The following is a 22,451-nucleotide window of genomic DNA, read 5'->3' as shown; positions in this document are numbered from 1 at the left end:
GCGCGATAGTTGTGTTTTTCGCTACGAAACGGGGGATACTGTGTACAAGTTGGTCCGTGACGTGCGTTTTTAGCGGCACCACGCGTTTTCTGATTGCGTTTTTAGGTTGCCGACAGCACTGCTGGCGGTGCGATCTGGGCGATGCGTTTTGTGCATACCAGTCACCCGAAGAATGCATTGGATGTATGACGCGACATCGCGGATAATAGGCACTGAAGACCAGATGGTCCACCAAACTCGTGATGAGTTCCTTTTCCCTATCCCTGGAGAGATCATGCCCCCCACAAGACTTTTCACTCGATTCATGTCGAGCTGCGCAGTACTCTGCATCGCCACCTCGGTCTCCGCCGAGGACGTACAGCCAACCACATCGGCTCATGGAAGCGGCGAGTCGATCGCACAATGTCCCGTTATGGGATCATCGGTATCGGCAGCCTCCGCGGCCCCTGGCCATGGAAGCATGACTGCCGGTTCGTATTCGAACAGCAATTGGTGGCCGAACCAATTGAACCTTCAAATCCTGCATCAGAATTCGCTCAAGAGCAATCCGATGGGGAGCGAATTCAACTACGCCGAAGAATTCCAAAAACTCGACCTCGATGCGGTCAAGAAAGACATCACCGATTTGATGACCACCTCGCAAGATTGGTGGCCTGCGGATTGGGGTCACTATGGACCGTTCTTCATTCGCATGGCCTGGCACAGCGCCGGAACGTATCGGGTTGCCGATGGTCGCGGCGGTGCTGGCTACGGCACGCAGCGTTTCGCGCCACTGAATAGCTGGCCCGACAACGCCAACTTGGACAAAGCACGTCGATTGCTGTGGCCGATCAAACAGAAGTATGGCAAACAAATATCATGGGCCGACTTGATGGTCTTGACCGGCAACTGCGCTTTGGAGTCGATGGGATTCGAGACGTTCGGATTCGCCGGTGGACGTGAAGACGTGTGGGAACCGCAGATCGATATCGATTGGGGACCCGAAACCGAGTGGTTGGGTGACAAGCGATACGCCGGTGACCGTGAACTCGAAAATCCTCTTGCCGCAGTGCAGATGGGATTGATCTACGTGAACCCGGAAGGCCCCAACGGCAAACCCGATCCGATCGCAGCGGCCAAAGACATTCGCGAAACGTTCGGACGCATGGCGATGAACGACGAGGAAACGGTTGCATTGATCGCGGGCGGACACACGTTTGGTAAAGCTCACGGTGCGGCACCTCCCCAAGGACACGTCGGTCCGGAACCGGAAGCGGCAGGCATCGAAGAACAAGGACTCGGATGGATGAGCACTCACGGAAGCGGCAACGCGGGTGACACCATCACCAGCGGCTTGGAAGGAGCTTGGACGATGACGCCAACGGAATGGTCCAACGGTTACTTTGAGAACCTGTTCGAATACGAATGGGAATTAACCACCAGCCCTGCCGGTGCGCATCAGTGGACGCCTAAGGATGACTCGGCTGAGGGAACCGTTCCCGATGCACACGATTCGGCCAAGTCGCACGCTCCGATGATGTTCACGACAGATTTGGCATTGAAGTTGGATCCGATCTACGGACCGATCTCGAAACGCTTTTACGAGAACCCCGATGAGTTTGCCGCCGCATTTTCGAAGGCGTGGTACAAGCTGACGCATCGTGACATGGGGCCGTACTCACGCTGCCTCGGCCCTGAAGTAGCGCCGCCTCAGATTTGGCAAGATCCTGTTCCAGAGGTCGACCACGAGTTGATCGGAGAACAAGACGTTGCTGCGTTGAAGGCAAAGGTCCTCTCCTCGGGACTGTCCGTTTCCGAATTGGTTTCGGCAGCATGGGCGTCGGCATCGACTTTCCGTGGTACGGACAAACGGGGCGGTGCTAATGGTGCACGCGTCCGTCTGGCACCACAGAAAGATTGGAAGGTGAACAATCCCGAAGAGTTGGAAAACGTATTGAAGACGCTCGAAGGAATCCAATCCGAGTTCAATCAATCACAATCCGGCGACAAAAAAGTGTCACTCGCCGACATGATCGTGTTGGGCGGTTGCGCGGCGGTAGAAGCGGCAGCTAAGAACGCAGGCCATGACGTGGAAGTTCCATTCGCGCCAGGTCGAAACGATGCATCGCAAGAGCAAACCGACGTGGAAGCAATCGCTGTTCTCGAACCAACCGCGGACGGATTTAGAAACTATGTCGGCAGCGGAATTCGAACGCCGTCAGAACAATTGTTGATCGACCGGGCTCAGAAGCTCACTTTGACAGCTCCTGAGATGACGGTGTTGATCGGCGGAATGCGAACGCTCAACGCGAACACCGACGACATGAAACTCGGCGTCTTTACGGACAACACCGAGGCGTTGACCAACGATTTCTTCGTGAACCTGTTGGACATGGGAACGAAGTGGAATAAGTCCGAAGTGTGCGAGCACTTTTACGAAGGTCGCGATCGTGAGACAGGCGAAGTCAAATGGCGAGCCACGGCCGTCGATCTCGTTTTCGGTTCGAACTCACAACTGCGAGCCATCGCGGAAGTGTATGCCTCCGATGACGCGGAAGACAAATTCGTCAACGACTTCGTTTCGGCTTGGAACAAAGTCATGAACGCCGACCGTTTTGACCTCGATCGCTCGCTGCGGAACTAGACGTTTCGCTTCATTCGGGAAACCAAGAAAACGCCAACCATTTCGGTTGGCGTTTTTTGTTTGAAAGGAGACCATGTGTTTCGCGAATGGTTAGTCACGAACGCGACGACATGCAAAAGTCGAACCTGGACTCCAGTGCAGGACTTTCGTCAGTCGTCGCTATGGGACATTGATTTAATTACTGCGGGATTTCAAATGTAACGGAACGGCGCGAGATGTCCGGTGAGTCGGGACCGGACATCTCGCGCCGTTCCGCTAATGAAAACACTGAAACAATCAACGTCTCATCGCGACCAAGAACGGAAGCAACACGTGCCCGGCCGTGTATTTTTACGCTCTCGCAAAGTCTTAGCGGCCCACGCTAAAACCCAAATAGCTCGTAGCTCGTAGCCGAAAGTCATATCGGGTTTCGCTACCGGGTGAAACCGTTGCGGGTGGGCTCAGGTGACTGCGTCGATGACGGTTTGCGACATTTGCAGGGCTGGTGAAGCGAGGAAGGCGCAATTGCCCCAGGCGAATCGTTGCCGGACGTCGGGAGCGAGAGCCCAGGTGGGGAGGTTTTCGAGTGATGCGATTTGGTCGATCAAGAGTGCCCGATCGGTTCCATCATCGGGGTTTTGTCCCGACGCGGTCGGTGCCTGTTGCAGCTTTGATAGTTTGGCGCTCAGTTCATCGACTCGTGATTGCAGGCTCGTTTTTTGTGCCGCCATGAGTTGATGCACAAACCACAGCGGCAACACAAATGCGAGGACCTCGATGCCCAGCGTGAAGAAGAAAAAGACGAGGTAGGTGTTCTTCCACTGCAATGCAAATTCAGATTCCGTGCTCGGCCAAATTGTCGACCAAGTCGGAATCACGAGTACCCAGAAAGCGAGAAATGCCACGGGCAACGCCGTGACGGTCGCTTGATGAAAATAGAAATCACCGATCGGTCGCAAACCTGCGGCGGAGTCGGAGTGGCCGGGAATAACTTTCAGTTTGACACATTCGCTGGCCAAATGTTTGCCAAGAAATCCATATGAGATTCCGCGGCCCACATATCGGCCGACGAAACGCGCAGCGATGGCTTCCAGAATGACTTCTCCCATAAACACCGCCCGATCGAGCGTTGGCATGGCGAACCATCGTTGACCGGCGTATACGCACGCATAGGCGATAAGCAGGATCGCGGGAAACAGAACGCTGCCGATCGAAGCGGCCTTTTGTGCCCGATGATGGATTCGCACTAGTAACTGATCGAATTCTATCTGCGAGGCGACGATCGCTTCTCGGTTGTGAAGCCGGCGAAGCATCTGCTCGAAGCGATCGCGCAGTTGACCGGCGATGACGATCCCTACGATTAGCAAAGCCCAGCCTGAAACGGTTGCCCATTTGGCGGGATCCATCGCAAATAATGAGTCGCGATGCAGCAAGCTCACAATCGCCAGTCCGACGCAGGCGTACAAACATTCCGTTCGTACCGCGAACTGCGGATTTCGATGATGAGTCGTGTTTGTCATTCGAATCACGTGAATCCCTTCCCGCGCATGGGTAACACCGATCACGACGTGAACGAAGTGACATCGGATCCAGGTTTTCGAGTGCCATCCGGGAGAATCTCAAGCTGGACTTGATCCCATACGCAATTTCGTCGAACGCCGCTAGATCGCTTCAAAAGATTGCAAGATCGCTTCATGTGCGAGGTGAACGAACTGAGTGACAGTCGTGTGTTGGCGTGACGGCGAGGTTGGCCGCGAACCTCGCGCCCCGCGGAGAGGTCTTGAGCGTTATTCCGCGAAGGACAGTTTGCCCGATCGACACGGGCATTGATGCCCCGCCCAATGTTCGCTGGCGATGTTTTCGTCTCGATTCAATACACTCCGTCTTGGGTTAATCCCTTGAAATCTCTCCTCCTGAGCTACCGTCGCTCCTTCGAAGGCCTGCCGCGATCGGCTTGGATTCTTGCCTTGGTGATGTTCGTCAACCGCTCAGGCGCGATGGTACTCGCCTTCCTATCAATCTACCTCAGCAGCGGATTGGGTTGGGGGGAACGTTTCGCCGGATACGCGATCGCGGTCTATGGCGTGGGTGCCTGCGTCGGGTCATTTGCAGGTGGACGGCTGGCCGGCAGGCTGGGAGCTTTTCGTGTTCAACAGGCCTCGCTGATCAGCACTGCGGTCGGTTTCGTGGTGTTGTCGCAAATGGAGAGCAAACCGAGCGTTCTGCTGACGTTGTTTTTCGTCAGCGTAGCAGCCGAGTCACTGCGTCCGGCCAACGTTACCGCGATCGCCGAGGCGGTGCCTCCGAACCTCCAGCGGCGAGCGTTCGCGTTGAACCGTTTGGCGCTCAACCTGGGATTCACCTTTGGGCCCGCGATCGGCGGGTTGCTTGCCCAACACAGCTACACGTTGCTGTTTTTTGGTGACGCGGCTGCATGTTTGACCGCATTCGTGTTGTTGACCGTAATGCACCACGTCGAACATCAGCGCAAAAACGCTGCGAACACGTCCAATCTCGCTGAACGGGCATTGGAGGTCTCGACCGAGTTCGCCAGCACGAAGCAATTTGCGTCTTTTGTGTTCGTTTCGTTCCTGATGTTCTTGGTGTTTTTCCAATTAATGAGCACGTTCCCCATTTTCCTTCGTGACCACTACGGGATGGTGGAATGGCAAATCGGGCTGCTGTTTTCGGTCAACACGCTAATCATCGTGGCGGTTGAAATGGCGTTGATCGAATCGCTTCATCGCTTCGGTGACCTGCGGATCATCGCCATCGGTGCGTTTTTGATATGCGAAGGTTTTGCAGTACTGAGTTTTGGTGCGAGCTACCACTTTGCCATCATGGCGGTGGTGATTTGGACGGTCGGCGAGATGATCTCGATGCCAACGATGTTGGCATACATTTCCCGATCGTCGCCAATCGAGGTGCGAGCAAAACGCATCGCATCCTATTCCACCTCAATCGCGTTCGGTTTTGTAATCGCCCCTTTATTGGGATCGTGGTGCTATGAAATTCACCCAAGATTGGTTTGGTGGATCGCAGCGGGAATGGGGCCTGTCGTGTTGATCGCGTTCCAGCGACTCGACACATCGGCGGAAACACCATCGCCTGACCTCATCCGGCGTCCCGACGCGATGGGTCCTGCAATCGACGAGGCACGTGAACCTTCCATCGGCAACGCCGGACAGGAAAGAGCCGAGCCGATCACGTAGCGAATTCGATTCCCGAAACGACAATGCTGCCTACCGATTCCACGCAGGCAGCATTGTCTTTTGGGGGCGACGATAAGGGATCGTGCGGCGAGTCGCATTCCCCGGTCTCTTCCAAACGGCTTCGGATAAACAGATTACCGGATGGGCATTCCGCAAAAGCATGCTCTTCAACGCAACGGAGGCCGCTATCAAAGCGGCCTCCGTCGACTTTTCGATTTCTCTTCCTACCAACAATCCGCTGGTAGATATGCGAGACGTGATTACGAAATGTCGAGATATCGGTTGACGATATTTTCGAGCAATTCTTGACGTCCGCTGGTGTTGGTAGCCGCTTCGCCCTGTTTGAGCATAAGGGCTTCTAATTCGGCGAAGGTTGCACTTCCCGATTCAATCTTCTTGCCAAGGTCGCTGTTCCAACTGCTGTAGCGTTGGTCGACGACTTTCTGGATCGCGCCGTCTTCGAGAATTTTGGCGGCGATTTTGAGGCCGCGGGCAAACGCGTCCATGCTGCCGATGTGTGCGTAGAACAAATCGATCGGTTCGAAGCTTTCGCGACGCACCTTGGCGTCAAAGTTGACTCCACCCGGCGCCAAACCGTACTTCAGCAGCACCAACATCGTCTGAGTCGTGAGGTAGTAATTGGTCGCGAATTGGTCCGTATCCCAACCGAGCAACAAGTCGCCGGTGTTGGCGTCGATGCTACCCAAGGCACCTTGCATGCCGGCGTACTCGAGCTCGTGCATCATTTCATGACCCGCGAGCGTCGCGTGGTTGGTCTCGATATTGAGTTTGAAGTGATCCATCAACCCGTAGGTACGAAGGAAGTTCAAACAGGCCGCTGCATCGGAGTCGTATTGATGCTTGGTCGGCTCTTTGGGTTTTGGCTCGATCAGGAACTGGCCCGTGAATCCGATTTCCTTGGCGTAGTCGACCGCCATGTGGAAGAACTGACCGAGATGGTCGAGTTCACGTTTCATGTCGGTGTTGTAAAGACATTGGTATCCTTCACGTCCGCCCCAGAACACGTAGTTCTCACCACCAAGTTCCTTGGTGACTTCGAGAGCCTTTTTGACTTGAGCAGCCGCGTAAGCGAAAACTTCGACATTGCACGTCGTCGCCGCACCGTGCATGAAGCGAGGGTTGCTGAACATATTCGCGGTACCCCACAACAGCTTCACGCCGGTCCGCTCTTGTTCCTCTTTCAAGACCGCAGCGACCTTGTCGAGGTTGGCGTTGGATTCGGCGAGTGTTGCGCCTTCGGGAGCCACGTCGCGGTCGTGGAACGCGTAGAAAGGGGCATCCAGTTTTTCAAAAAACTCGAACGCCGCGCGGGCACGATTGCAAGCGTTTTCGACCGATTCGCTCCCATCGTCCCAGGGCCGTTGCATCGTTCCACCGCCGAACGGATCCGATCCCGTTCCGCGGAAGGTGTGCCAATAGACGACGGTGAAGCGGAGGTGCTCCTTCATCGTCTTCCCCGCGACGACTTCATCCGGGTTGTACCAACGAAACGCGAGCGGATTGTCCGATTTTGGACCTTCGTATTGAATCTTAGAAACTTCAGGAAAGGCTGTCATAAGTTACTTCTCGGTTGGGGCCAACGCGGCATTTTGGAGGTAGGGACGCTCATTCAGAGGTATTGGGCACCATGATGACACCCTAGAATCACGTTCCAAGTAGATATCGCGCATAATACCAGAGATATTTAACACACCCTAAAAGACTATCCATGGGTCGAAAATCCGTCGCTTTACTGATCGAAACCTCCAACGGCTACAGCCGTGGGCTTCTCGAAGGCGTGATCGCCTACACAAAAGAACGCGGACATTGGTCGGTTCACCTAACAGAGCAGGAGCGGGGGGCACCGCCACCATCGTGGTTGCAAAATTGGGGTGGCGACGGAATTATCGCGAGAATCGAAACAGACAGCATCGGTCGTCAATTACGCAAATTCCGGGTCCCCATCGTCGACCTCAGTGCGGCACGACACGTCAAAGGAGTCCCCTGGGCCGACACCGAGGACCGTGCGATCTCCCAATTGGCCGTCGATCATTTCGTCGAACGCGGGTTCCGGCACGTCGCCTACTGCGGCGACGCCGGTTTTGCGTGGTCCCGAAAACGGGCAGTTCATTTCTGCCGTCAGGCGCAAGCCGCCGACTGTACCGTCCACCAATTCGAATCGGTCGGCCGGTACGATAAGTCCTATGATCTGGCAGCGGAAAAGCGACGGATCATCGAGTGGCTCAAAGAACTCCCGCGTCCGATCGCCATCATGGGATGCTACGATTTCATCGCCCAACAGATTCTCGATGCTTGTCGCCAACTGAATATTTCCGTCCCCGCCGAAGTCGCGGTACTCGGCGTGGACAATGATCGTTTGATTTGTGACTTGTGCGAACCGACTCTTTCGAGCGTCATCCCTGACACTCGGCGAACGGGCTACGAAGCCGCCGATTTGCTAAATCGAATGATGAGCGGCGAGCATGTCGCGACTGAAGAGCCTCTGATCACGCAACCGCTCGGCGTTCAACTCCGCGAATCGACCGACACGCTAGCGATCGAAGACAGCGAGATTGCCAAAGCCTTGCAATACATTCGCCGCCATGCGAACGCAAATATTCGTGTCGGCGACGTGCTACGGCATCTCTCGCTTTCACGTCGAGCACTTGAACATCGCTTCAAAAAATATTTGGGGCACACACCGCACGAAGAAATTCAACGGGTTCGGATCAACCGCATCAAAGACCTGCTCCGCAATACCGATCTCTCCATCGGGCAGATCGCCGATCGGACCGGTTTCGAATATGTTGAATACATGGCCGCCGCCTTCAAACGCGAAACCGGTCAAACGCCGACGGAGTATCGCGGTTAATGCATCGCGGCAACGCGTGACGGAAACTTTCGCTGGTCAATTCCCGCACTTTATTCGCCGTCTTTGAGATGTCGCATGATGAAGTCAGCCGCGAGTTGCTGAACTTCCGCTAGCGTTGGCTCCAAGTTTTTCCCGCCAAAACTGTGACCACCGTTTTTGACGACGAGTAGTTCAACGTCAGCACCTTTCGTTTTGGCGACTTCCATCATCAACTCCGATTCAGCCAGAGGTAGCACGGTGTCTTTGTCGCCGTGCAACAGCAGCACGGGCGGAGACGATGAGGTGAGATATTCGACCGGGCTCAATCGTTTCGCCATTTCCAGTTGATCCTCGTACGGCCCGCCCAATATCGAAGTGAACCTTTCAGGTTTTTCGAAGTTGCTGCCTTTGAGCAGATCGAGGCGGAGGAACGAAGTTGCCGGGAAATAGGAAGCGATGCAACGGAATTTAGGATCGAAGCCTTTGAGATCCTGGTCGCCGGGAAACAACTCCCCGGGTGCGAGGCCGGTCATTAAAGACAAATGCCCTCCCGCCGAGCCGCCCCAGACACCGATTCGATCAGGGTCGAACCCATATTGGTCGGCATTCTTCACCAAAAATCTTGCCGCATCCTTGCAATCTACGACGCTATCAAACGCGGTCGACTTGCCTCGTGTCAGCCGATATTCGATCGTTGCACAAGCAATCCCGTTGTCGAGACAAATCTTCAGTGTGCCAGCGAACGACTGCTTCAGCACGTTCAACTTGTTTCCTCCACCCCATCCGCCTCCATGGGTATGGATCATGACGGGGATTGGCTGTTGGCTTGCTTCCTTAGGCAGCAACAACAGCATGTCGAGCCGCTTGCCATCGACCGTTTTGTAAACCACGTCCCGGACGGTGTTGAACTGCGACAAGTCCGGTTCGGCTGCACCGGCTTCGGCGAGCCCGATGGACGTAAACAGCACTAGTAGTAGAAGAATTCGCATGTTGAACATTTGTGGTAACCATGAGGCATTTTCTGGGATCGGTCGTCCCCATGATAACCCAACCCACGACACGAATTGGTTGCCCCGAACCATTTCAAGACGGACATCGCGAGGCTTTCTCGTATTTGGTTGAGATCGACAAAGGAAGCACTCACCGTCCGGCTGAATGACCGCACCGAATGAAGCGTACCAGCAGGCTGAAAGTTGCCTCCTGTCGCTCCCCGCAAACTGGCACGGGATTCGCAAATTGTTTTCGCAGACAGGGGTCTCATACGGCCGCCTATCTGAAAACCAACGGCCCTGTGGTCGATCAAAATACACACTCAAGGAGTTTTTTGGTGGCGAACAAATCGAAAGAACGAGGCAAGTCCGACAAGGACCAACAACGTCCTCCCCAGTCACAGTCTGAACAACCGGGCAAAGAATCGCTGATGCACCCCAAGCCCATCAGCGTGCGAGACAACTACGTCGGCAGCGACAAGTTAAAAGGCCGCTCTGCACTGATTACGGGAGGCGACAGCGGCATCGGACGAAGTGTCGCCGTGCTGTACGCACGTGAAGGCGCTGACGTATCGATCGTTTATCGAAACGAACATGACGATGCTGAGGAAACCAAGCGACTCGTCGAAAAAGAGGGACGTCGTTGTCTGACTATCAGCGGGGACGTCGGCGATCAGGAGTTCTGTGAATCCGCAATCAGCAAGACGGTCGACGAGTTCGGCCGACTCGATATTTTGGTTAATTGCGCGGCCGAGCAGCATCCTCAGAAAGAGATCGACAAGATTACCGAGGAGCAATTGGTCGACACGTTCCGCACCAACATTTTTTCGATGTTCTATCTCTGCCAGGCCGCGGTTCCTCATCTCAAAAAACAACCGGGAAGCTCCATCATCAACACCACCTCGGTGACGGCGTATCGTGGCAGCCCCGGATTGATGGACTATTCGGCTACGAAAGGTGCCATCGTCAGCTTCACTCGGTCACTGTCGCAAAACCTCGTCGACGACGGGATTCGCGTCAACGCGGTTGCCCCCGGACCGATCTGGACTCCACTCATTCCCGCGACGTTCTCGGAAGAGAAGGTTGCCAAATTCGGCAGTGACGCTCCGATGGGACGGGCCGGCCAACCGCACGAGTGCGGCGGTTGCTATGTGTTTCTCGCCAGTGAAGATGCTTCCTACATGACTGGGCAGGTTCTGCATCCCAATGGAGGCGAGATCATCAACGGATGATCGCAATCGAGAAACTTGGCAGGTAATTTCTGATCGTTGTCGAGGGGTTGTTGTCGAAAGCATTCGAACAAGTCTGGTGGCGGTAGCCATTTCGTCGACGCACCTCAAGCATCAGCGTGGGATCGCGACTCCTGCACGCATCGTGTCCGCGGATTCATCGCGAAATTTGTTGAACCGATACCTGAGATACGGCCACGCAAGCGTTGCGAGCGTCTGGTTGGCTCGAAAGAACGCGGTCACCTGATACCGAACGTCTCCATCACGCGACTGCGATATTTCGAATCGCTCCTCGCCTTGTTCGGGATGATCGGGCAGGGTGCCGATTGAAACACCAAAATTTCGACCGCTCCCCTCATCGCAACCGAATGCGTCCACGATGCGGCAAGCGGCCAACGCATAAAGACCGAAAAATCTTGCCCGAATCGCAATGTTCTGGCCGATGACCAGTGGTGTCGTTGGCGGGCACGCTTCGACCCATCCGACGCGGAACTGAGCCCACGAGGTGATCGCCGACTGAGCCTTGGCGAAAACCAAATCCCCGCGTCCCAGCTCGACATCGACATGGTGGTGATCGTAACCCGGCGGTAACTCGCCCGCTGATGCTCCCACATCGGGATAGTTGAAATCGCATCTTGCTTGTCGTTTGAGAAACCGATCGATCGCCAAGTCGTTGGGTTTAGAGATCGAAAACAAGGGAGCCGATCGCTGAATGCGGATCTGATTCGACAAACGTTTCGTTCGCCCGCACGTTCGCGATCACCATTCGACTTTCGGGTTCAGCGGGAAAGCGGTTGATGGCGACTTCGAGATTCTGTTCGGGAACATCATACCGGATGGCCTGTGCAAACCACCGAATGCACTCCGCGAGCACACGCCGGGTTAGCACCTCGCCGGCACAACGATGTCCGGTATGGAAGTCACCACCACCTTGCGGGATGAACAAGAATTTCCGGTCGACCGGGCGATGAAAACGCGATGGATTGAATTGGCCCGGCTGGCCCCAAAACCGCGGATCGCGGTTGCGTCCCCAAAGATCGAGCAGCACTCGCGTCTTGGCGGGAAATTCCAAGCCATCCCACGTGAATTCACGCCGTGTCTTGCCCACCACCGCAGGAAAGAACGGATAGTAGCGTCGAACTTCCTCACCGAAATGATCTGCTTCGGCGCCGTCAACCGATCGCTTAACCGCCTCGGCTGCTTCGGGGAATGCATGCATTGCCAGCACGGCAAACATCACCCAGCGGGCAATCGCAACGCTCGGCCGAAGGACGTTCAACAACTCTACCGCGGCATGTCGGCACGGTAGCAATTCGCCGTCGATGCCCCGATGGGTCGCGATCACCATCAATGCAGAATATTCCGAGGGCAGATACTCTCCACGACGGACGCGGCCGATCCATTTTTCGGCCCACCGGTTCGACCGTCGCCGTGCGAGCCTAGCGCGAACATATCGCGGGCCGATTCCGCCGCATCCGTCGATGATGGCCGCTAGCTCCTTGGCCACTTGATCGGCGTCTCCCTCTTCCAGTGGAACCGAAGCCCATTGGCACGCGGCCCGACACATCACCCGCTGCATTGCAGGCAGGACGACGATTTGCGGTTCGGATTCCCATCGGTCGGCGGCGTCTTTGAGTTCGCAGCGGACATGCTCGATCAGTTCGCCAATGCGTGCGTCCGTAAATAGCGACATCAGCATTGCTTTTCGGTCGAGGTGAGCCTCATCATCGAGAGTCTGCACGCCACCGACGCCGAACAGCGTCTTGACGATCCGCATCGGGCAAGCGCCACGACGCTGGATCCGATCATTGTCGTAAAATAGCTCAGCAGCCCCAGGCCCCCGCAAACAAATTGTTTGACGAAGCTTGAGCCGTGTCTGAAACACATCCACGCCGAGCCGATCAGCTTCGTGGCGAATGAAATCGTATCCGTGTTTCAAGAACGCCAACGTCGATTCGGCCCGACCGTTGCATGTGATTTCAGACATCTGAGGCTCCTCTCAGCTAAACGTGATTACGACCAAGACCGATCTTTCATGCGATCCCAAACCGTCGGTTCCGGCTTGGACTGCATGAATAACGCCGTCACGGTTGCACCGAGTACGACGCCAACCAAAAAGCCTGTCAGCACCGACTCGGTTGGCCGTTTCGCGAGGACTTCATCGGCCCGACGATAGGCGACCTCGGCCGTTCCTCCCGCACGACGCAATCCCGATTCGGCCGCGTGCGTCACACGATCGAGTATCGAGTCGCGGGGTGCGAATTCCTCCACAACCGATCTCACTTCTTCTTCACTCGCTTCCACCCGATGCTTGACAAACTCGATGAGTTCCGACGTGGAGTTGGGACACTGCGCGAGTTCCTCTCGGTCGAGGTGTGGCCACCGCTCGGTAATGACCTCTCGCGTGCGCATCCACATGGATGAGTCGGTTGTTTGGGTATTGGTCTCGGCAGACATGATTCATTCCTCCGTGGGACGTGGTTAGAACAATGATTGATGTGGGTAGGCGCTAAGGTTGGATCACTTCCATGACTCGGTTGGCTTCGTTGCGGTGCTGGCGAACTATCGCGAGAACATCTTCGATGGTTTCGGAAAGCTCACCGGTGGCGCGACTACGGAGCGTTTTGAGGGTGGCTTCTTGTTGAATATGGGATGCGACCAACATTCCGACAAAAGACGCTTCGAACTCATACCCGGTTCGCTCTTTCAGGTCTTGTCTCGCCGTCTCCGTCACCGCGTCGACCACCTCACGATGAATGGCAATCCAGGGAACGCCTCGGCTTCTCGGCCGTTCCTTAGGTCTGAGCTCCCGATCGATCGTGTCACGCGTGTTCTCAACAGCCTGTTCGGTTCGGTCCGCGACTCGTTCCACACCGTCTTCGATACGGTCAACGATATTTTCAAGAGGTCGCCGCACACCATCGCCGTCTCGACGAGCATCTCGGACAATCTCGCGTCGATCCTCTCGCGCTTCATCGGCCACTTCCAAACGACGCTGCTGATCCCGCTCGATCTCCTCGGACGTTCTCGACCAACTGGGACGGGTCCGCCAAGCGGCGATAGGCGACAACTGATCGACGATTCGCTCGTGATCGCGAATCATCGCTTGAGCGATTCGGCGAACGTGTTCGTCGCGAGACCGCTCGAGACCGTAGCGGGTTAAATCAAGCAACGCCTCCTGATCCGCCAACAACCAACTCGCGATCTGCTGATTCATTCGGTCGGCGTAGCTGCGCCCAGGGGAACCAAGACGCACTTCGTCCACATCCACCTCAACACTGGCCCCCTCGCGATTGAGACCGACATCCGCCTGGCCGACCTGCACGTTGACACCTTGTGCGCTGACAGGTGCCAGTAAAGCTAAGGATAACGGCGCCGCGATCCAGGCGATCTTCCATTGAGTGAGTGACATGAGTGATTCTCCGTGGCCGATAGGGTCGGACTGGTTTGCGATTCATTGATCTCCCAATCCGTCACATCCGTGAGGGATCTGAGAAGGTCGTTAGTGGCGTTTGCGGCTAGGGCTTGATCAGCATTGAAATAGGAAGTGAAACCGGACGGCTTGCGCCGTTCCGCTAAGTCTTTAGCGGCAGGACGCGAGCCCTCCGATTCGGGCTACCCACAAGTTCAAGTTAGACAAAGCGATAGTGATATCTCGATCGTTTCGGAATATTGCTTGGCGGTACGGGCATTCGTGGCTCGATGAGAGCGGTGAATACTTTCGTTACTTAGGCCTCAGCTTGCTTGGCGGATCGCTTCGACGAGCTCTGCCTTTTTCAGTTTGCTACGTCCCTCGATATTCAATTCCGCAGCTCGATTTTGCAGTTCGTCGACGGTGCGGTCTTCTAATGGCGTGTTCGGATTCCCCGTTCCCTGTGTCGTTTGATTCGGCGTTCGACCTTCTTCACGACGACGCTTGTTCACGGTTCGTGCGGCGACCTCTTTCGCTTCGTCTTCTGGTTTTCCGTCGTCGAGTTGGCTGTCTTTGATATGCTCGTACTGCCGCTCGTCTTTGTCAGTCCATTCAGGCATTGCACACCTCGCTTTGCTCTCTAAGAGTCCGTCACGGCACTGATGTTCGCTGGTTTCGCGGGCGTGTCATCGCTCGGGACGCGAGACTCCCATCGCGAGAGCGATTTGAATTTGACACCGAGATCACTTGTGATCGACGACAGCGCACCGCCGCGGTGCATGGCACACTCGCCGCATTGCGACTTGACTCGGGCTTCGACATCAGCCATCAGCCCTGCACCAGGCTTCGTCGAATAGCCGCTCATCAACAGCGTCTTCAACAGCCCTTCGTATCGCTCGGCTAAGTCGTTGCCTTCGTTTTTGAGTGCTTGGCACACAAGGGCCGCCAACTCGTCCAAAGCAGACTCGATTTCGGGATTGGTTTGATTCATTTTTCCGTCTTTCAATCGCGCAAAGAATGCGGCAGGTTCAACAGCCTGCCGCATCACAAAACTTCACTGCACGCGTCTAGACGGCGGGTCCGCGTCGGCCCAGCACCAAGCCGATGATGAATAGGACCAGGAAAACAAAGAACAACACTTTGGCGATCGTCGCGGCCGTACCGGCGACCATACCAAAGCCCAATGCCCCCGCGATCAACGCGATGATAAGAAAAGTTAGAGCCCAGCCTAACATGGTTATATCCTCTTCTCGAAAAGGTAACTGAACCGCAGGCGTGGTCGTCACGCGAGCGTTGGTTGTCTTCCTTTAGGAGAAGCGATTCTCGTGCCAAAGTAGCATCGGAGATTCTGCGAGGGCACGACGTCGTGAATTGCGAGAGAGAAGCCCACAAACCTCTGGATCAGCTGAGCCTGCCGCAATCAGGTTGGCCGCCAAGCGACCATTCTGGATCTGGCGTGTGATAACACCCAGCCCAATCCAACCCGTATGCCCACAATCGTCGGGCGCACCAAGACATAGATACACGGTACAGGAACGACCCGTTCAGTGGTGGATCGTGTTTGCCAATCGACGACTACTGTACCGGTGTGCTCTTGGCGTGTTCCAGATCGTCGATCGCCAAGATCAATTCTTTTTGCAGTGTCAGACGTTTGCCGGTGAATTCGGAGATCTCAAGTTCCAAGACAAGATCGCTGCCGGGCACCTCTTCATCGATCCGAATACGACCACGCGTTTCTTCCAGGCGTTGCCGGGCGAGCTGCAGTTGCTCGTCCACTAACCGCAATCTCGCCGCTGCACTCCGAACATCCAACACCGCCTGCAACGTTTCGTTGCGGATGACCACTTCGAGGGAACGACAAAGCTGCGAGCATTGGCGACGCCGAGCGTTGAGATCATCATCCGACTTGTCATCTTTGAGACATTGGAAAAGCCCTTTTGTCGCTGTCGCGAGTGACAATCCGACGCCGGGGCTGACGATGCCCATCAACAAACGGGCGGCATCCACGTTGCAACTGCGGAGTTCGCGACAGAGAACCTGAACCGCTCGAAGGTCGCGTCGTTGCACCAAAGCGATCGAAACGGCTTCACCGGCAATGATCGACGGCGCCTCGTTGGGCAACGAATCGGTCATGATCGCGGTCGCCACCTCGGCTTCGCTCCTACCCGTCAACCGCGAAAGTTCTTGTCGCAGTTTCAACGTGTTGAACGACTGCTCGCTTTTCATCGACAGCAGGTTCAATCGCGTCTGACGAAGTTTGAGCGGGTCCCCGTCGGGGATTTCCAAGCGTTCCGCTTGGTCGGCCATCGATATCAGCTTATCGGCGGTGGCGATCGCTTGCTCGGCAACGGCAACCGCCTGAGATGCGGCGATCAATTTGTGATACGCGACCGCGGCGTGTGTCGCGTCGTCGTATCGACGGGCCAAGGCGACTTCTCGCAACACGTTGCGGATCAACCGGGCTGAACAACACGCGTCAGGATCTTTCGGATCGATTCCGCGTAATACCGCCTCGACCTCGGTTTCGATCAACCCCGCTTCGGGTGAACGGTCGTAGGCCCATCGCATGACCTGTTCCTGCGTGTAAATGGCCGGCCCGGCAATAGGTTGACCGTTGGGACCATTGACCTGAACGGCAGAGGAATTCAGTTCCACCTGCGGATGGGCGAGTTCAAACGTACCGACCGAGTGACCGTGGTCGAGCGACATCATGTCGCCCGCCACTGCGTCATCGGAAAGACCGACCCAACTCAGCGGCACGCCAAGAGCCTGAGCTGCGGGCGGAGAGAGATATCGCCATCCCAAACTCGGAACCACGACAGCGATCAAGCACAACAAACCGAATCGGCGATATTTGCTCATACGATTCGTTGACCTCCCTGTCGAACGCGCAGACACCGCGTCGACCCAATGTCAGTCGACGCCAGACGTCCGAAGTCTTCCTTGACTTAGAATCGCCTGTGGCAGTCTCTTCGGAAAGAACCGAGCAACCGAAACAGGATTCATAACCGGAGTCCGATTGTGCCGGTTATCGCCGCCTGCAATCGCGTGAAACTCGCCGCCGAGGTACCAGTCAGATAATCTGTGCCGGTTACGCAGGTTTTTCTAATGAGCCGGACTCTAACGGTCCGATACGGAGTGATATCGAATTTACCTACGACGATTCGTGGCATATCGGCACGAAATCGCGAAACGGGAACTACTCCATGCCTGCTACGAAAACACTGCAATTCGCCACGTTTGCAAAACGGCACCTCGTGCTCAGCATCACGCTGCTGATCACACTGGGATCCGCCACCACCGTCTTTGCCGAAGGGCCGGTTCGCGTCAAACGAACCCAGCCCAACGGACGAACGACCTGGTCGCCATCTCGCTTCGATGCGGACGCTGGCGCGGTGATCGTCCAGAAATCTCCCGTGATTAAGCGAACTTCCGCCACCAGAACCGCGTCCCAATCCGCCACTCGGCAGAGCGGTGGAAACGTCCGACAGGTCGGTTTCCTCGAAGACTACGGTAGATGCGGCGCCGTTTGCGACTGCGGCGAGTGCTCCGGCGGCATCTTGCGGGAGCCCGCCTGCGGCATGGAAGGCGGCTACTTTGTCGAGCCCGGCTGCGGACTCGAACCGGGTTGTGGGCTCGAACCGGGTTGCGGATTTGAACCTGGCTGTGGGCTCGAACCAGGCTGCGGCTTGGAAACCTACGGCGACATGTGTGGCTGTGACGCGTGCACGACCGGTGTGGGCGGCTGCGACGGATACGTCTGTGCCCCCGCCTGCCACGTCGATTGTTTCCCCCTCTTCCTGCCCATTCTCCATATCGACTGGAATCGTTTCGACTTTTTCATCGGAAACCAAGCCTATCACAACCCGATGAACGATCCGGCCACCGGTGCAGCCACGAGCACCGACAGCGGCAGTTTCGGATTCCACCAAGGGTTCAACGAGGGTCGCAACCTGCGTCCTTGGATCTGCTTGGATCTCTCGGCACAATTCGGACTTCGTGCCACACAGAGCAACTTGCAGGGCGAAGATTTTACCGACGAACATCGCAACCAAATTTTCCTGACGACTGGCTTGTTCCGTCGCGTCGACTACGGACTGCAGTATGGTGTCGTGCTCGACTACCTCAACGAAGACTGGTACTACCAAACTGACTTGCTGCAACTCCGCGGTGAACTGAGCTGGAAATGGTCGGCATGCCAAGGGTTCGGTTTCCACTGGATGGGCGGCGTCAGCGATGACACCGTCACGACAACGGTACTCGACGAATCCGGTGCGACCTTCAACGGAACCGAGACGCTCGAAGCGAGCAACCAATACCGGGCGTTCTACCGATACAACTTCGCATCGACCGGTCAGTGGACAACCTACATCGGTGGGACCGATGACGAGCACTTCCTCGTCGGCAGCGACATGGAAATGCCACTCAAGAACGGACTCTCGATGCGGCTTTCGTCGATTTACTTCTCGCCTGGCGATGATTCGGTGATCGATCAACACCAGGCCGAAGGATGGAACATGTCGATCAGCATGGCCTATCGCCCTGGCTTTGGAAAACGATCGAGTCGCTACAGCCGACCGATGTTCGATGTCGCCGACAACGGATCGTTCTTCGTCTTCAGAAGGTAAGAATGCATGAATGGGTGAAAGTAGAACAGGTGACAGGATCCACAGACCTGTCACCTGATTTCGTTCCCCTATTCATACTCCCACTTCATGATCCACGGGTCTTGGTAGCGTTTTTGCGCGGCCTTGAGTTTCGCCTGATATCGCTTGAGCACATCCGAGTGGCCTGAACTGGCCGCGAGATTCGTTGTCTCATCCGGATCAGCGGCGATGTCAAAGAGCTCGAACTCAGGACGCTGGATGTACTCCCCGACCGTCTTGTTTCCGTAGGACGCGTCATTGCCCTTGGCGAGTTGGGCCTGCCAACTGCTGGCCGCCCAGAGGTCGCTCGCAAACGGATACGGCAACGGATGAGCGATGTTCCAGATCAGTTTATACTTGTCATCACGAATCACCCGCATCGGGTAGTACATCTGGATTTCGTGGAACGTATGCGAGGCGAAGATTTCATCGTGATGCGACTTGGTCGGCTCCGCGAGTACGCCCATCCATGATTTTCCGTGGTACTGGTTAAAAGGTTTTCCACCGTCACGATTCTCGATCGGCGACACTCCTTTATCCTTCCAGTACTTCTTCGCGTCGAGAAGGTCCTTGGGTGCGTTCGCATCCCTATCGAGACCGCCGGCAAAATCGAGAAGGGTGGGAGTGATGTCGATATGGCTGATCATGGCGTCACTCTCAACGCCACGGACCTTTTGATAGGGATCGCGAACGACCATCGGCACGCGTAAACCGCCTTCGTACACTGTCGTCTTGCCGCCGGCAAATGCCATCCCGTGATCGGATGTAAACACGATCAATGTCTTATCGTACAGCCCTGCGTCTTTGAGAATTTGGACCAGCCGCGCGACGCCTTGATCGATCCGGCTACAGGACTGGTAGTACTGCGCCAACTCGCTGCGAGTCTCCGGTGTATCCGGCAGAAACGGCGGCACGATCACGTCGGCCGGGTCAAAGAACACTTCTTCGACGCCCGGATACGCTCCTTTTCGCGGTCGGTTGCCGAACAAGTTCGGCTTCAATTCGAGTTCGGAGGTTTGATCGTTGCCGCCACCTCGGTGCGGATCGGAGGTTCCAAAGTACAAAAAGAACGGCCGGTCATCTTCTTGGCTCACCAAAAAGTCTTTGGCGCTATTGGCCATCTCGACGGCGTTGCGTCCATTGCCCTTGAGATAGGTTTCAAAATGGTAGACCTCTTCGGGTGCCACGTGATACTTACCGATATGACCGGTACGATACCCCGCCCGTTGCATCACGCGTGGCAAAGAAAGTGCGATCACATCCTGGAATGACGCGAATTTGTGATAATGATGTTGATGGCCGAATTGTCCGTTACGATGGTTGTGCAAGCCGCTCATGACGACACTACGGCTGGCGCTGCATGACGCAGTTGTCGCAAACGCGTTGTGGAAAACCATCCCATCGGCAGCAACCGCGTCGATCGCGGGAGTCACTGCACACGCATCGCCATAACATCCGAGCGTGGGACTTTCGTCATCGGTAATAATAAACAAAACATTTCGCTCGGCCGCGTGCCCGGCTACTCCACCTGTGACGACCAACCAGGCGGCCAACACGACCGCCCCAGGAAGCCAACGCAATCGAGAAACGAAGGATCTTGAAATGGGAACGCACATGGATTTCAGTCTTCACATCGTGGGTGGGGAACAACAACGCCATCGCAACAGTCAGGCGACCAACAGCGGGTTCATCAGTGTAATGAAATGCCGATCCGCCGTTGCGTTTTTTCTGGCCGTCGTGGCAATCGGCAACACGACACTGGACATCACGGCATCGGATGCCGCCGATCGCACGAGAAGTTTCCTGCCGATCGCGGTCACCCCGGGAAAAGACGAGTTAAACACCACCAATCAAGACCTTGAGCCTGCCGACGCTGCGATTTTGCGGTCTGGAGTGCTCCCCACCGAGGCACTCGGGATCGGACCGATGTCGCGTGGCGGCGATCTCGATTGGTGGCGTTACATCGAAGTCTGGCGGGCTCACCACGAAAATCCAGCGTCCACGTCGATCCGACGTTGGCTGACGCTGCCGCAACACGACGACGTGCAAATCACGACACGATCCGGTCGCGGCGCCCCGAAGTTCCTGCCCTGGCGACCGGCGAGCTTTGTCGTTGCACAAACACCGCACTTCGAGATTCTCTCACGTGCCAGTACCGATACCACGCAAAAGGTCGCTCGTGATCTCGAACGGTTCTATTGGACCTGGACACAAATTTACTTCCCACTTTGGTCGGGCCGCGATCAAACCGCGATCAGCCTCGCCCAATGGGATCCGGAATCATCAAACCTCAGCGACTACTTATCGAAACACGCGGCATCTCGGTTGTCCCTGCGTCGTCGACACCGTGTCGTTCTGCTGCCCGACGAACGAAGTTATCAACTGACGATCTCGTACCCGCAGATTTCCGCAGGACAGGCATCCACCATCGCCGCGTCAGCAGGTTTCTACAGCGATACGTTAGAGACTTCGTTCTTCTTTCCTCAAGACGACGCGTCGGGGATGGCTCACGAAACGTGCCACCAATTATTTGAAGAGGCCAGCGACCGCAAGCGATCTCGAAAGACGACGCTATCGACCAAAAACTTTTGGCTGGTCGAAGGGATCGCGGGACATTTTGAATCGTTACAAACCGGTAGCCAATTGGCTTGCGTTGGCGGGTGGGACAGCAACCGTTTGCAATACGCACGCTATCAAACCTTGATCGCCCGTGCACCGGTCGCCTCGATCGCCGAATTACGCGGTGACCGTCACGATGTGCAGCGTCGGAGCGACTTGGCGACGTGGTATTCACAGGCGATCCTGCAAACGCATTTTGCGATGGATGACGCAGCGAAATCTCCTCGTCGCAAAAACATTTATCTCGCGTTGGCGGAAATCTACGGCATCGACATAAGCGATTTCGCTTGCCTTCACCAAAGCCATCCAGCGTCACCGGACGAAGACTCACGAGTGGATCGCTTTCTGATGGTTGACGACCATCACCTGATCGCCCATCCGATTCCGGGGTCGGCAACGACGATCTGCTTGGCCGGCTGCGAAGTCTCGCTCGCGGGTTGGAAGACTTTGCCGCAATTGCCGCAAGTCCACTGGTTCGACGCTTCACGAACCCCGATCGACGACGAACAAGTCGCGAGGATTATCGGTGATGCGACGAGTCTCGATCAACTCAGCCTCGAAGCCACCAAGATCACTCCGATGGTTCGCGAGACGATCCGTCGAGCGACCGATCTGCGTGAACTCGATCTCAGTTGGACACCGATCGATGATTCCGTGATCGAATCAATCGCCGCAGACAAAACCATCGAAACCATCTGGTTGACCGGGACCGCAATCACGGATGCCTCCATCGCAAAGCTATCAAAATTCCCCAACCTGCAAACCGTTGACGTGCAGCGAACGCGAGTCAACGACGCGGGTTTACAACAATTGCGTGCCGCGATCTCGGACCTCGATCTCAACCCGCTGCAACTGACACCTTAATCGGGGCGCACCGGTTCAGTGTCTTGA

Annotated in this window: 18 protein-coding genes; 6 read left to right on the top strand and 12 right to left on the bottom strand. The window is 55.9% G+C overall.

Going from position 1 to position 22,451, the window contains the following annotated elements; all coding sequences use genetic code 11:
- The first annotated feature begins 172 nt into the window (after positions 1-172).
- Entirely contained in the window at positions 173-2,623 is a 2,451-nt protein-coding gene (gene katG / locus NB063_RS01355) for a catalase/peroxidase HPI (RefSeq protein WP_407652520.1), read from the top strand.
- Positions 2,624-3,063: 440 nt separating this feature from the next.
- On the opposite strand, the gene NB063_RS01350 is transcribed toward katG, so the two are convergent.
- Positions 3,064-4,122 carry a hypothetical protein gene (locus NB063_RS01350; RefSeq protein WP_250926945.1) on the bottom strand — a complete coding sequence of 353 codons (1,059 nt, stop codon included), beginning with the start codon at positions 4,120-4,122 and terminating at the stop codon, positions 3,064-3,066.
- A gap of 378 nt (positions 4,123-4,500) precedes the next feature.
- Between NB063_RS01350 and NB063_RS01345 the strand changes: the two genes are divergently transcribed.
- Positions 4,501-5,814 carry an MFS transporter gene (locus NB063_RS01345; protein WP_250926931.1) on the top strand — a complete coding sequence of 438 codons (1,314 nt, stop codon included), beginning with the start codon at positions 4,501-4,503 and terminating at the stop codon, positions 5,812-5,814.
- 260 nt (positions 5,815-6,074) lie between these two features.
- Here NB063_RS01345 and xylA read toward each other — a convergent pair whose 3' ends face one another.
- Positions 6,075-7,391 (bottom strand): xylose isomerase, encoded by a 1,317-nt coding sequence (xylA, locus tag NB063_RS01340; RefSeq protein WP_250926930.1) that lies wholly within the window; start codon positions 7,389-7,391, stop codon positions 6,075-6,077.
- A 152-nt stretch (positions 7,392-7,543) separates the two neighbouring features.
- Between xylA and NB063_RS01335 the strand changes: the two genes are divergently transcribed.
- Positions 7,544-8,686 carry an AraC family transcriptional regulator gene (locus NB063_RS01335; protein ID WP_250926929.1) on the top strand — a complete coding sequence of 381 codons (1,143 nt, stop codon included), beginning with the start codon at positions 7,544-7,546 and terminating at the stop codon, positions 8,684-8,686.
- 50 nt (positions 8,687-8,736) lie between these two features.
- Here the strand turns inward: NB063_RS01335 and NB063_RS01330 are convergent, their stop codons facing one another.
- Positions 8,737-9,654: a prolyl oligopeptidase family serine peptidase gene (locus NB063_RS01330; protein ID WP_250926928.1), complete on the bottom strand. Its 918-nt coding sequence runs from the start codon at positions 9,652-9,654 to the stop codon at positions 8,737-8,739.
- A gap of 338 nt (positions 9,655-9,992) precedes the next feature.
- Here NB063_RS01330 and NB063_RS01325 point away from each other — a divergent pair, with 338 nt between their 5' ends.
- A complete protein-coding gene (locus NB063_RS01325; RefSeq protein WP_250926927.1) occupies positions 9,993-10,886 on the top strand; it encodes an SDR family oxidoreductase in 894 nt (297 codons plus the stop codon).
- 111 nt (positions 10,887-10,997) lie between these two features.
- Here NB063_RS01325 and NB063_RS01320 read toward each other — a convergent pair whose 3' ends face one another.
- The 8 genes from NB063_RS01320 to NB063_RS01285 all read right to left on the bottom strand — a co-directional run bounded on the left by NB063_RS01320 (position 10,998) and on the right by NB063_RS01285 (position 17,157).
- The gene (locus tag NB063_RS01320) at positions 10,998-11,579 is read right to left on the bottom strand and encodes a DUF1990 family protein (RefSeq protein ID WP_250926926.1); all 582 of its coding nucleotides are present in this window, start codon (positions 11,577-11,579) and stop codon (positions 10,998-11,000) included.
- A complete protein-coding gene (locus NB063_RS01315; RefSeq protein ID WP_250926925.1) occupies positions 11,563-12,870 on the bottom strand; it encodes a cytochrome P450 in 1,308 nt (435 codons plus the stop codon). The genes NB063_RS01320 and NB063_RS01315 overlap by 17 nt, the downstream gene beginning before the upstream one ends.
- 26 nt (positions 12,871-12,896) lie before the next feature.
- Complete coding sequence (locus NB063_RS01310) at positions 12,897-13,340, bottom strand: hypothetical protein (RefSeq protein WP_250926924.1); 444 nt, start codon at positions 13,338-13,340, stop codon at positions 12,897-12,899.
- 52 nt (positions 13,341-13,392) lie between these two features.
- Positions 13,393-14,295 (bottom strand): DUF4142 domain-containing protein, encoded by a 903-nt coding sequence (locus NB063_RS01305; RefSeq protein ID WP_250926923.1) that lies wholly within the window; start codon positions 14,293-14,295, stop codon positions 13,393-13,395.
- Between the two features lie 323 nt (positions 14,296-14,618).
- Positions 14,619-14,915, bottom strand: a complete 297-nt coding sequence (locus tag NB063_RS01300; protein WP_250926922.1) for a Rho termination factor N-terminal domain-containing protein — start codon at positions 14,913-14,915, stop codon at positions 14,619-14,621.
- 20 nt (positions 14,916-14,935) lie between these two features.
- Entirely contained in the window at positions 14,936-15,286 is a 351-nt protein-coding gene (locus NB063_RS01295; RefSeq protein WP_250926921.1) for a hypothetical protein, read from the bottom strand.
- 76 nt (positions 15,287-15,362) lie between these two features.
- Entirely contained in the window at positions 15,363-15,530 is a 168-nt protein-coding gene (locus NB063_RS01290) for a DUF1328 domain-containing protein (RefSeq protein WP_250926920.1), read from the bottom strand.
- A gap of 340 nt (positions 15,531-15,870) precedes the next feature.
- The gene (locus NB063_RS01285; protein ID WP_250926919.1) at positions 15,871-17,157 is read right to left on the bottom strand and encodes a hypothetical protein; all 1,287 of its coding nucleotides are present in this window, start codon (positions 17,155-17,157) and stop codon (positions 15,871-15,873) included.
- A gap of 344 nt (positions 17,158-17,501) precedes the next feature.
- Between NB063_RS01285 and NB063_RS01280 the strand changes: the two genes are divergently transcribed.
- Positions 17,502-18,923 carry a DUF6666 family protein gene (locus tag NB063_RS01280; protein WP_250926918.1) on the top strand — a complete coding sequence of 474 codons (1,422 nt, stop codon included), beginning with the start codon at positions 17,502-17,504 and terminating at the stop codon, positions 18,921-18,923.
- 68 nt (positions 18,924-18,991) lie between these two features.
- On the opposite strand, the gene NB063_RS01275 is transcribed toward NB063_RS01280, so the two are convergent.
- A complete protein-coding gene (locus NB063_RS01275) occupies positions 18,992-20,557 on the bottom strand; it encodes a sulfatase family protein (protein ID WP_250926917.1) in 1,566 nt (521 codons plus the stop codon).
- Between NB063_RS01275 and NB063_RS01270 the strand changes: the two genes are divergently transcribed.
- Positions 20,556-22,424, top strand: coding sequence for a leucine-rich repeat domain-containing protein (locus NB063_RS01270; RefSeq protein WP_250926916.1), 1,869 nt, complete (start codon positions 20,556-20,558; stop codon positions 22,422-22,424). The genes NB063_RS01275 and NB063_RS01270 overlap by 2 nt on opposite strands.
- Positions 22,425-22,451 lie beyond the last annotated feature (27 nt).

The sequence above is a fragment of the Aporhodopirellula aestuarii genome (assembly GCF_023701485.1).
Lineage (GTDB): Bacteria > Planctomycetota > Planctomycetia > Pirellulales > Pirellulaceae > Rhodopirellula > Rhodopirellula aestuarii.
This window is presented reverse-complemented; position numbering and strand designations above follow the sequence as displayed.

Coding starts and splice junctions, on each gene's coding strand:
- NB063_RS01310 (WP_250926924.1), bottom strand. CDS start 13,340: ATGTCTGCCGAGACCAATACCCAAACAACCGACTCATCCATGTGGATG.
- NB063_RS01305 (WP_250926923.1), bottom strand. CDS start 14,295: ATGTCACTCACTCAATGGAAGATCGCCTGGATCGCGGCGCCGTTATCC.
- NB063_RS01290 (WP_250926920.1), bottom strand. CDS start 15,530: ATGTTAGGCTGGGCTCTAACTTTTCTTATCATCGCGTTGATCGCGGGG.
- NB063_RS01280 (WP_250926918.1), top strand. CDS start 17,502: ATGCCTGCTACGAAAACACTGCAATTCGCCACGTTTGCAAAACGGCAC.
- NB063_RS01335 (WP_250926929.1), top strand. CDS start 7,544: ATGGGTCGAAAATCCGTCGCTTTACTGATCGAAACCTCCAACGGCTAC.
- NB063_RS01275 (WP_250926917.1), bottom strand. CDS start 20,557: ATGTGCGTTCCCATTTCAAGATCCTTCGTTTCTCGATTGCGTTGGCTT.
- xylA (WP_250926930.1), bottom strand. CDS start 7,391: ATGACAGCCTTTCCTGAAGTTTCTAAGATTCAATACGAAGGTCCAAAA.
- NB063_RS01315 (WP_250926925.1), bottom strand. CDS start 12,870: ATGTCTGAAATCACATGCAACGGTCGGGCCGAATCGACGTTGGCGTTC.
- NB063_RS01300 (WP_250926922.1), bottom strand. CDS start 14,915: ATGCCTGAATGGACTGACAAAGACGAGCGGCAGTACGAGCATATCAAA.
- NB063_RS01350 (WP_250926945.1), bottom strand. CDS start 4,122: ATGACAAACACGACTCATCATCGAAATCCGCAGTTCGCGGTACGAACG.
- NB063_RS01270 (WP_250926916.1), top strand. CDS start 20,556: ATGGATTTCAGTCTTCACATCGTGGGTGGGGAACAACAACGCCATCGC.
- NB063_RS01295 (WP_250926921.1), bottom strand. CDS start 15,286: ATGAATCAAACCAATCCCGAAATCGAGTCTGCTTTGGACGAGTTGGCG.
- katG (WP_407652520.1), top strand. CDS start 173: ATGCATTGGATGTATGACGCGACATCGCGGATAATAGGCACTGAAGAC.
- NB063_RS01330 (WP_250926928.1), bottom strand. CDS start 9,654: ATGCGAATTCTTCTACTACTAGTGCTGTTTACGTCCATCGGGCTCGCC.
- NB063_RS01285 (WP_250926919.1), bottom strand. CDS start 17,157: ATGAGCAAATATCGCCGATTCGGTTTGTTGTGCTTGATCGCTGTCGTG.